The sequence below is a fragment of the Paracoccus sp. PAR01 genome (assembly GCF_014851995.1).
Classification (GTDB): domain Bacteria; phylum Pseudomonadota; class Alphaproteobacteria; order Rhodobacterales; family Rhodobacteraceae; genus Paracoccus; species Paracoccus litorisediminis.
Genome location: NZ_JACVAW010000124.1, coordinates 1 through 252, shown reverse-complemented (window position 1 = coordinate 252; position 252 = coordinate 1). Strand labels below are relative to the sequence as shown.

The following is a 252-nucleotide window of genomic DNA, read 5'->3' as shown; positions in this document are numbered from 1 at the left end:
GCGATGATCGCGCTGATGCCGTTGGGCCGAACGATGTCTGGGCAATGGATTTTGTCCATGACCAGTTGGCTCTGGGCAAGAAGCTGCGGATCCTGACTATTGTCGATACGCATTCCCGCTATTGCCCCGCGACGGATGTGCGCTTCCAGTATCGCGGTGAGGACGTCGTTAGGACGTTGGAACGGATCTGCCGAAAGATCGGCTATCCGAAGACGATCAGGGTCGACAACGTCCTACGTCGGGAGACTTGTG

General features: G+C 57.1%; 1 protein-coding gene. It reads left to right on the top strand.

Annotation, left to right across the window (positions count from 1 at the left end; translation table 11 throughout):
* A partial coding sequence (locus tag IB235_RS24975) for a DDE-type integrase/transposase/recombinase (protein ID WP_192339096.1) occupies positions 1-252 on the top strand: 252 nt, incomplete at both ends.